Here is an 8,881-nt window from a genome sequence, read left to right as displayed (position 1 = left end):
CATTGAAGAACTTGAATCTGTTATCAAAGAATATGTTCGTTATTACAATGAGGAAAGAATACAATTAAAATTAAATGGACTGAGCCCTGTTCAATACAGAATTCAGTCCTTAAAATAACAGTCTAACTTTTCGGGGTCAGATCATAATGGTAAGGTGTTTTTTTATGAGAGTATTTTGATACAGGAGGAGATCAGATGCGTCGAGTGAGAAGAGGTTCACTTAAAAATTTCAAAACATTAAGAATTCGTCGTTTGATGTTGTTAAAGCGAATTCAAAAACGTAAACAATATATTCAAGCTCGTCATAGAATTCGCTTTTTGAAGGAACAAGAGTAGTTTTATACTGTTTTAAGTTTAGGCTTAACTGGAGCGATGAAACCATTAATTGCCAACACTAATAATGCGCTCCAGATAAGTCCATAACTGATATAGGCTTCTGTCGGCATCACCGTTCCTAAAATGGTTATTGAAAGCACAAATAGAAGTGATGGCTCAATATAACTTAATAAGCCGAACAGCTTCATTGGCAAAATAGCACTGGAACGAATATTAAATGTCATAGATAAGGCGCTTACCGCACCTAATAATGGCAGCAATAACCAATAACGAGATTCGGAAGCTATTAATTGCCAAATCTCTTGTTGTGGCAATAAATAGAACAACGCAAAAGGCGCAATAAAGGTTAAATCAAAAGTCAGACCAAGCAACGCAGGAATGTTAAGCATTCTTCTTGAGAGATAATAAGGCGGATAAAGTAAAACCACCCATAATGTTGTCCACGAAAAAGCGTGCGTGTGATAAAGCTGATTTAAAATGCCACAAACAGCAAGGATTAGGGCGAGTAGTTGCAGTTTAGTCAGTTGTTCTTTCCAAATTAATTTGCCGAAAAAAACCATCATTAACGGGAATAGGAAGTAACCCATTGCGACATTTAATCCTTCCCCATTAATCGGAGCCCACATAAATAAACAAAGCTGGCTCGCCAAAATAGCGGTACCCATTAACATCATTGCCCAGTTTTTGAACGATGTGCCAAGTTTTTGCCGAATAAATGGCAAGATTTCTTTTCGCTGTGAACTTAAAAGTGTCAATAACCAGAAACCGAAGAAGGTAACGATAATGCGCAAAGCAAAGATAGAGACACCGGAAAGTGGTTGCATTGCATAGCTGAATAAAAATAAGGAGCTGAATAGAATTTGAGAAAAAATGCAAAGGATAATTCCAATAATTAATGGATTCATCAACATCTCCTAAGGTTGAAACCACGTCACTCACATCGATAGAACGTTTTAATTGGGAAAGATGTCATTTTCTTCCAAATCAGGGCAGTGATTAGCTTATGGCAACTTTACCCAAATTAGCAACTCATCAGGCAAATTTAACGGCGAAAGAGTTGGAAAACTCGATACAATTTGCATAGGTTGCCGGATTAAAAAACGCAATAACAAAAAGGATTACCTCAAAGAGATAATCCTTTTTCATCGAAAACTCTACTGAAATTATTGGTTGCTTTGAACGTAGTCGATAGCAGATTGAACAGTAGTAATTTTTTCAGCTTCTTCATCAGGAATTTCGATATCGAATTCTTCTTCTAAAGCCATTACTAATTCAACAGTATCTAAAGAATCAGCACCTAAATCTTCAACAAAAGATGCTTCCGGTTTCACTTCTTCTTCTTTAACGCCTAATTGTTCAACAATAATTTTTTTTACGCGTTCTTCAATACTCATTTGTTAATTCCCTATTTATTTGTTCTGCAAGAGGAGAAATTGTATGCATAATAAATTAAGTTGCAACTGTTAAATTAGAGGTCTAACCTCGCCTCTAACAAGAAGGTCAAAATCTGTATGCATACATTGACCAAAGTTACATACTCGATGGCAATTCTAACATTAAGCGAACTCGATTGCTATGCTTTTTGTTTAACCCAAGGTTATCGTATTGCCGGAATATGCTTTGCTGTTACAAAATCATAACAGCTTATTAATTCATATACATACCACCGTTTACATGTAATGTTTCGCCGGTAATATAGGCGGCATCATCAGAAGCTAAAAAAGCAACTGCTTTAGCAATATCTTTAGGCTCACCTAAACGACCCGCCGGCACTTGCGCCAATGTTGCGGCTTTTTGTTCTTCGGTAAGTGCATCCGTCATATCGGTAGCAATAAAACCCGGCGCTACAACATTCACTGTAATGCCGCGAGAAGCAACTTCTTTTGCTAAGGCTTTAGAGAAGCCGATAATGCCGGCTTTAGCTGCACAATAATTGGCTTGTCCGGGATTCCCCATTGAACCGACAACAGAACCGATGCTAATAATACGACCGAAGCGTTTTTTCATCATACTGCGTAACACCGCTTTTGAAAGATGGAAAACAGAACTTAAATTGGTTTGCAAAATAATATCCCAATCTTCTTCTTTCATTCGCATCATTAGATTATCGCGAGTGATGCCGGCGTTATTGACAAGTACATCAATATCACCGAACTGTTGTTTAATTTGTTCTAATAATGCGTTGATAGATTCCAAAGAGGTCACATTTAATACTAACCCTTTTCCATTTTCGCCTAAATAATCGGAAATGGCGTCAGCACCTTTTTCGCTGGTTGCAGTACCAATGACGGTAAACCCTTTATTGACTAACTCTTCAGCGATAGCTCTCCCGATTCCTCGGCTGGCACCTGTTACTAATGCGATTTTCTGCATAATTTCTCCTTTCATTTTTTATGCATTTTTTAAGTTTTCCACTTCGGCAAGGGAAGCAGTGTCATTAACAGCGTAGGGCTGGATATTGGCACTGATGCGTTTATTTAATCCGGTAAGCACTTTGTTTGGTCCGATTTCAAACGTAAGCTCAATACCTTGCTGATCCATTTTTTCTACGGTTTCAGTCCAACGCACAGGATTATAAAGTTGGCGTACTAATGCGTGACGAATTGCATCAGGATCATTTTCTGCTTTGACATCAACATTATTAATCACTGCAACTTGAGGTTGTTTAAATGAGATAGATTCCAATGCCACCGCCAGTTGATCAGCGGCAGGTTTCATTAATGCACAGTGTGAAGGTACACTTACCGCTAACGGCAATGCACGTTTGGCGCCAGCCTCTTTACATAAAGCAGCGGCACGTTCAACAGCTGCCTTATTGCCGGCAATAACAACTTGCCCCGGCGAATTAAAATTCACTGCGGCAACCACTTCTCCTTCGGCAGCTTGTTGGCAGGCAGCAATAATTTTTTCATTATCTAAACCGATAATGGCATACATCGCCCCCGTTCCTTCAGGCACAGCTTGCTGCATCAATTTTCCACGCAATTGCACCAATTTGATAGCATCTTGAAAATCAATGACACCGGCACAAACCAATGCGGAATACTCACCTAAACTATGCCCAGCCATCACTGTAGGTTGTAAATCCGGATATTGCTGTTGCCATACACGGAAAATAGCGACTGAAGCTGCTAATAACGCCGGCTGAGTTTGCCACGTTTTATTCAATTCTTCGGCTGGACCTTGCTGTACCAATGCCCAAAGATCATAATCCAACACTTCGGAAGCCTGTTTAAATGTTTCTTCTACAATCGGATATTGTGCAGCTAATTCCGCCAACATTCCTACAGATTGAGAGCCCTGTCCAGGGAAAACCATTGCAAATTTTTTCATTGAATAACCTTTTTGTAATTATAAAAACTTAATAACGGACTAATGCTGAACCCCAAGTCCAACCACCACCGAATGCTTCCAGTAATAACAGTTGGTCACGCTTGATACGACCGTCACGAATCGCTTCATCCAGCGCTGTCGGCACGGTTGCAGCACTGGTATTGGCATAACGATCAAGCGTTATTACCACTTGCGACATATCCATATCTAATTTCTTGGCGGTGGCACTGATAATGCGTAAATTAGCTTGATGCGGCACCAACCAGTCAATATCTTTCTTATCAAGATGATTTGAGCTTAGTGTTTCCTCAACCACATTGGATAATTGACTCACCGCTAATTTGAAGGTGGCATTACCTTGCATAGTAATATAACCGGATTTTTCATCGTTACGTTGAGTCTGTGATAAAGCTAACATTCCCTCCATATCGGAAGAGGCGTGTAGATGAGTTGAGATAATGCCTTCACTTTCGCTTGCTTCCAAAATAACCGCACCGGCACCATCACCAAACAGAACGACCGTACTGCGATCGGTTTCATCAAGATGGCGGGAATTTAAATCTGCACCAATAACTAATGCTTTTTTAACCTGATTATTACGCACAAACTGATCTGCTACGCTTAAGGCGTAAATAAAACCGGTACAAGCTGCCGCAACATCGAATGCAATGGCATCTTTAATGCCGAGAATACCTTGAATTTGACAAGCTGCACTTGGATAGGAATGGGAATTTGTCGTTGTTCCGACCACGATCAGATCAATTTCCTGTGGATCAATATTGGCTGTCTGCAATGCCTGTTTTGCCGCATTTGCCCCCATAGTGGCAACGGTTTCATCTTCTGCTGCGATACGACGCTCTTTGATGCCGGAACGCGTCGTGATCCACTCATCAGAAGTGTCGACCATTTTTTCTAAATCAGCATTTGTTCTAATTTTTTGCGGAAGGTAACTACCTGTCGCTAATATTTTGCTATACATAGTTATCTCATTTTATTGTTTGAAAAGTGGCATAACATAAGACGTTACACCAATATTTTTAATCAAAAACCGGTTCACAATTTACGGGGAAATTGAGTGAATTAGCAATAAAACAGGCTTCGTGAGCTTGATGATGTAATTGCTTTGCACGTTCAATATCAGATGGATTGCGTAAAGTAATATGCGGTTTTAAAGTAATCTGGGTAAAATGCCCACGTGCATTTTCTACCATTGTTCCCTCAGCATTATCTTCATAAGCATCGACAATAATACCGGCATCAGCACAAAGATGAAGATACCATAATTTGTGGCAGGCAGAGGCTGCGGCAAGTAATAACTCTTCCGGATTCCAGCGTTGGCGATCGCCACGAAATGCGGGATCAGCACTTAAAGCAACAGGATCTTTTCCGGGTGCAGTTAATTCGCTATCACGATCATAAGCAGTATAGCTTGATGTTCCATTGCCACGATTTCCGGTCCAACGAATTTTTACTTGGTAGTGATGTTGCTTATCTGCCATTGTCGCTGCTCCTATGTTTGAAGTATCTGATTAAAATTGTTGGAAATATTATCGCACTTTTAGAGATAATCAAAAGTTTTGTTAACACTTAACGTAATTCGTTGAGTATTTTTTCTGGAATATTTTTGTTTACTTGGGTAATAGCGTGTTCAATTGCGGTAGCGAAAGCGTTGCTGTTTGAACTGCCGTGGCTTTTTACAATAACAGATTGCAAGCCTAATAATGATGCGCCACTATGTTTATCCGGATTAAAAGATTGCAATTGCTGATATTTCTCTTTCAGCATATGACGAAGAATCTGTTTAAACCAGTTTGTACACCATATCGGATGAGTGGATTGATTTTGTTTCAATAACTGAATAATATTTTTCGCCGTACCTTCCAGTGTTTTCAAGGCAATATTACCGTTAAATCCGTCGGATACAATCACATCAGCATAGTGATTAAGCAGCTGATCACCTTCAATAAAACCGATGTAATTAATGTTAATATCTTTTTCAAGCAAGGTGGCCGCTTCACGAATTGCCGGTAATCCTTTGATTGCCTCAATGCCTATATTGAGCAATGACACACGAGGATAAACCAAATCCAACATATTTTCTGCAAAAATTGCCCCCATTCTGGCAAATTGATATAGCTGTTCGGCATTGGTTTCAATATTGGCACCCAAATCCAACATCACACTATGACGACCGTTCATTGTTGGTAACAATGAAACCAAAGCCGGACGTTGAATTCCCGGAAGAGGCTGAATCAGAATTTTTGATAACCCCATCAATGCACCGGTATTACCGGCACTTACACAAGCAACCGCACTATTTTTTTGCACCGCTTCAATGGCTAAGCGCAAGGAAGTACCTTTGCTATAGCGTAAGGCTTGAGTAATGGCAGTATCTGAAAAAATTTGACGATCGCAATGATGAACAATAATGCGTTGTGAAAGTGATTTATCAATTTGTGGGAGATATTGTTGGATGGCGTTATGATCGCCAAAAAACAAAAAGCGAAGCGTTGGATATTTCTCCAACACTTGGATTGCGGCTGGGACAGTGATACGGGGACCAAAGTCCCCGCCCATCATATCTAACGCAATGGTTAGACTCAATGTATTACCTTTAGACGAAAATTATTTAATTTTACGACCACGGTAATAACCATCAGCAGTAACGTGATGGCGTAAATGAGTCGCACCAGTTTCTTTATCGATAGAAACCGCAGCAGTAGTTAACGCATCGTGAGAACGACGCATATCACGTCTTGAACGAGATTTTTTATTCTGTTGAACAGCCATTGGCTATACTCCTAACTATTTTTGCTTCTTTAAACTAGCTAACACAGCGAACGGGTTCGGTTTCTTTGCCAATTCTTCCGGCAATTCGCCAAAAACCTGTTCGTCCTCGGACACTTCACAGTGTTCTGGTTCATGCATTGGAACCAACGGAAGTGAAAGGAGAAGTTCATCTTCAATCACTGCCAATAAATCTATTTCCCCAAAATCGTTAAGTTCGATTGGTTCATAAATTTCAGGTAACACATCAGCCTGATCCAAATTAGACACTGGACTGTAATTAAAAGTGCAAGATAAATGATAAGGAAACGGTTGACCACAGCGTTGACATTGCAACATCACATCAACATCCGCTTTGCCTTGCATTACAACCAATTTTTGCGGATCAATTGTAAAGCTTAACTCCGCCTCAACATCACTCAGCACTTGATTAACCGCTTCCGCCAAACGCACGAGCTGATTACGAGAATAATAACCCTCGTAATTCAAACGTCTTTGTGCAGATTTAACCGGATCAACGGTTAAGGGTAGTTTTACCTTTTTCATAGGGTGCAAATATTAACGTTAGATACAACAATAGTCAAAGGAAATACAGATTTTTTTGTGAGTTTTTGCGATTAAAAGCCATATATTCAAGTTGAAAAAATAAACATCTTTGCTTGAAAATTGCAGAATAGACCCAACTTGTTATAATCCGCTATTTACCGAATAACGGAGTTATATTTATTTTCTATTTAAGAGGGAAGCAAATTGAACAAGACGATCACCTACTTTGATAAATTAAAAGTCGCCTTTCATTATTTATTGCCGCAGTTGGCGATAACACGTGCTGCCGGCTGGTTAGCAGAAAAACAATGGGGAGCGGTAACACATACGATAATTCGTCTTTTTGCTAAAAAATATCGTATTAATATGGATGAAGCGCAGTTTTCCGATGCTAAAGATTATGCTTCATTTAATCAATTTTTTATTCGACCGCTAAAAGAAGGTGCAAGACCGATCAATCAAGATCCGAAAGCGTTATGTTTGCCGGCGGACGGAAGAGTGAGCCAACTTGGCAAGATCGAGCAGGATCGTCTTATTCAAGCGAAAGGGCACTATTTTAGCTTAACCGATCTATTGGCAGGTGATGACAAAATGAATGAATTGTTCAAAAATGGACAATTTATCACCACCTATCTTTCACCACGAGATTATCACCGCGTGCATATGCCGTGTACAGGCACATTACGCCAAATGATTTATGTGCCGGGTGAGCTTTATTCTGTGAATCCATTTTTAGCGGAACATATTCCGCATCTGTTTTCACGCAATGAACGCGTTATTTGCCTTTTTGATACTGAATTCGGTCCGATGGTGCAAATTTTAGTCGGTGCAACCATTACCGCAAGTATCAGCACGGTTTGGGCAGGTGTTATCAATCCACCGCGTCCGGGAGAGATTAAATCTTGGTCTTATCCGGAAAAAGGGGAAAGCGGCGCCGTTACTTTGGAAAAAGGCGCAGAGATGGGCGCATTTCGCTTGGGATCAACTGTTATTAATTTGTTCGCGCCGGATCAAGTAGAATTCGCGCAATATTTACATCAAGATACTGCCGTAAAAGTCGGTGAGTTGCTTGCACGAAAAGTAGAATAATCATTTACCACAACAATAAAGGAAACATTATGTCGAAACAATTTTTTGATCAAGTCAGTTTAGAAAGCGTAGAGGCAAAAGGCAGCTACGGTATCGGTTTGCAAATCGGACAACAATTAATTTCAAGTCAGTTAGATATTGATGAAGTTGCTGTAGCGAAAGGTATTTTTGATGCGCTAAATCAAAATGAAGCAGCCTTGGATCAACAACAAATCACTGCTGCATTGCAAGAACTTCATCAACGTGTTGAAGAAAAACAAAAATTATTATTTAAAGAAATTGAAGAGGCAGGTAAGGCATTTCTGGCTGAAAATCGCCAACATCCGGATGTTGTTGAAACGGACAGCGGTTTGCAATATCAAATTTTAACCAAAGGCGAAGGTAAAATCCCGGCAAAAACCGATAAAGTGCGTGTTCACTACACTGGTTCTTTAATTGACGGCACCGTTTTCGATAGCTCAGTACAACGTGGACAACCGGCAGAATTCCCGGTAAACGGTGTTATCGCTGGATGGATCGAAGCATTAAGTATGATGCCTGTCGGTTCAAAATGGCGTTTAGTGATTCCTCACCACCTTGCCTACGGTGAACGTGGCGCAGGCGCCTCAATCCCACCGTTCAGCACTTTAGTGTTTGATGTTGAGTTGTTGGATGTGCTGTAATGAGTTTTTAATTTAGTTGTATCAAAAAAGCTACACTTTTTGATCTGACCCCTAAAAGTTAGACTGTTATTTTAAGGACTGAATTCTGTATTGAACAGGGCTCAGTCCATTTAATTTTAATTGTATTC

General features: G+C 39.9%; 13 protein-coding genes. 4 read left to right on the top strand and 9 right to left on the bottom strand.

Annotation, left to right across the window (positions count from 1 at the left end; translation table 11 throughout):
- Both A3EO_RS13240 and A3EO_RS13580 read left to right on the top strand, forming a co-directional pair.
- Positions 1 to 118 (top strand): IS3 family transposase (locus tag A3EO_RS13240; RefSeq protein WP_018347315.1); only part of this gene is annotated, 118 nt, incomplete at its 5' end.
- Between the two features lie 77 nt (positions 119 to 195).
- Complete coding sequence (locus tag A3EO_RS13580) at positions 196 to 336, top strand: hypothetical protein (RefSeq protein WP_013745792.1); 141 nt, start codon at positions 196 to 198, stop codon at positions 334 to 336.
- A gap of 2 nt (positions 337 to 338) precedes the next feature.
- Here the strand turns inward: A3EO_RS13580 and rarD are convergent, their stop codons facing one another.
- The 9 genes from rarD to yceD form a co-directional block, all read right to left on the bottom strand.
- Positions 339 to 1,241 (bottom strand): EamA family transporter RarD, encoded by a 903-nt coding sequence (rarD, locus tag A3EO_RS0111405; RefSeq protein ID WP_018347241.1) that lies wholly within the window; start codon positions 1,239 to 1,241, stop codon positions 339 to 341.
- 258 nt (positions 1,242 to 1,499) lie between these two features.
- On the bottom strand, positions 1,500 to 1,730 hold the full coding sequence (acpP, locus tag A3EO_RS0111395; protein ID WP_013745789.1) for an acyl carrier protein: 231 nt from the start codon (positions 1,728 to 1,730) through the stop codon (positions 1,500 to 1,502).
- Between the two features lie 253 nt (positions 1,731 to 1,983).
- Complete coding sequence (gene fabG / locus A3EO_RS0111390; RefSeq protein WP_115241582.1) at positions 1,984 to 2,712, bottom strand: 3-oxoacyl-ACP reductase FabG; 729 nt, start codon at positions 2,710 to 2,712, stop codon at positions 1,984 to 1,986.
- A 15-nt stretch (positions 2,713 to 2,727) separates the two neighbouring features.
- Positions 2,728 to 3,669, bottom strand: a complete 942-nt coding sequence (fabD, locus tag A3EO_RS0111385; protein WP_018347239.1) for an ACP S-malonyltransferase — start codon at positions 3,667 to 3,669, stop codon at positions 2,728 to 2,730.
- 28 nt (positions 3,670 to 3,697) lie between these two features.
- Entirely contained in the window at positions 3,698 to 4,648 is a 951-nt protein-coding gene (locus A3EO_RS0111380; RefSeq protein ID WP_018347238.1) for a beta-ketoacyl-ACP synthase III, read from the bottom strand.
- 58 nt (positions 4,649 to 4,706) lie between these two features.
- Positions 4,707 to 5,168 carry an OsmC family protein gene (locus tag A3EO_RS0111375; RefSeq protein ID WP_018347237.1) on the bottom strand — a complete coding sequence of 154 codons (462 nt, stop codon included), beginning with the start codon at positions 5,166 to 5,168 and terminating at the stop codon, positions 4,707 to 4,709.
- A gap of 88 nt (positions 5,169 to 5,256) precedes the next feature.
- Positions 5,257 to 6,249 carry a phosphate acyltransferase PlsX gene (gene plsX, locus A3EO_RS0111370; protein WP_218564381.1) on the bottom strand — a complete coding sequence of 331 codons (993 nt, stop codon included), beginning with the start codon at positions 6,247 to 6,249 and terminating at the stop codon, positions 5,257 to 5,259.
- 45 nt (positions 6,250 to 6,294) lie between these two features.
- Positions 6,295 to 6,459, bottom strand: a complete 165-nt coding sequence (gene rpmF, locus A3EO_RS0111365) for a 50S ribosomal protein L32 (protein ID WP_013745784.1) — start codon at positions 6,457 to 6,459, stop codon at positions 6,295 to 6,297.
- A 15-nt stretch (positions 6,460 to 6,474) separates the two neighbouring features.
- Complete coding sequence (gene yceD / locus A3EO_RS0111360; RefSeq protein ID WP_013745783.1) at positions 6,475 to 7,002, bottom strand: 23S rRNA accumulation protein YceD; 528 nt, start codon at positions 7,000 to 7,002, stop codon at positions 6,475 to 6,477.
- Positions 7,003 to 7,206: 204 nt separating this feature from the next.
- Here yceD and asd point away from each other — a divergent pair, with 204 nt between their 5' ends.
- Both asd and A3EO_RS0111350 read left to right on the top strand, forming a co-directional pair.
- The gene (gene asd / locus A3EO_RS0111355) at positions 7,207 to 8,091 is read left to right on the top strand and encodes an archaetidylserine decarboxylase (protein ID WP_018347235.1); all 885 of its coding nucleotides are present in this window, start codon (positions 7,207 to 7,209) and stop codon (positions 8,089 to 8,091) included.
- Between the two features lie 29 nt (positions 8,092 to 8,120).
- Positions 8,121 to 8,753 carry an FKBP-type peptidyl-prolyl cis-trans isomerase gene (locus A3EO_RS0111350; RefSeq protein ID WP_018347234.1) on the top strand — a complete coding sequence of 211 codons (633 nt, stop codon included), beginning with the start codon at positions 8,121 to 8,123 and terminating at the stop codon, positions 8,751 to 8,753.
- The last annotated feature ends 128 nt before the right edge of the window (positions 8,754 to 8,881 follow it).

Origin of the sequence: Gallibacterium anatis DSM 16844 = F 149 (assembly GCF_000379785.1) — a bacterium.
In the GTDB taxonomy this organism is placed as follows: domain Bacteria; phylum Pseudomonadota; class Gammaproteobacteria; order Enterobacterales; family Pasteurellaceae; genus Gallibacterium; species Gallibacterium anatis.
This window is presented reverse-complemented; position numbering and strand designations above follow the sequence as displayed.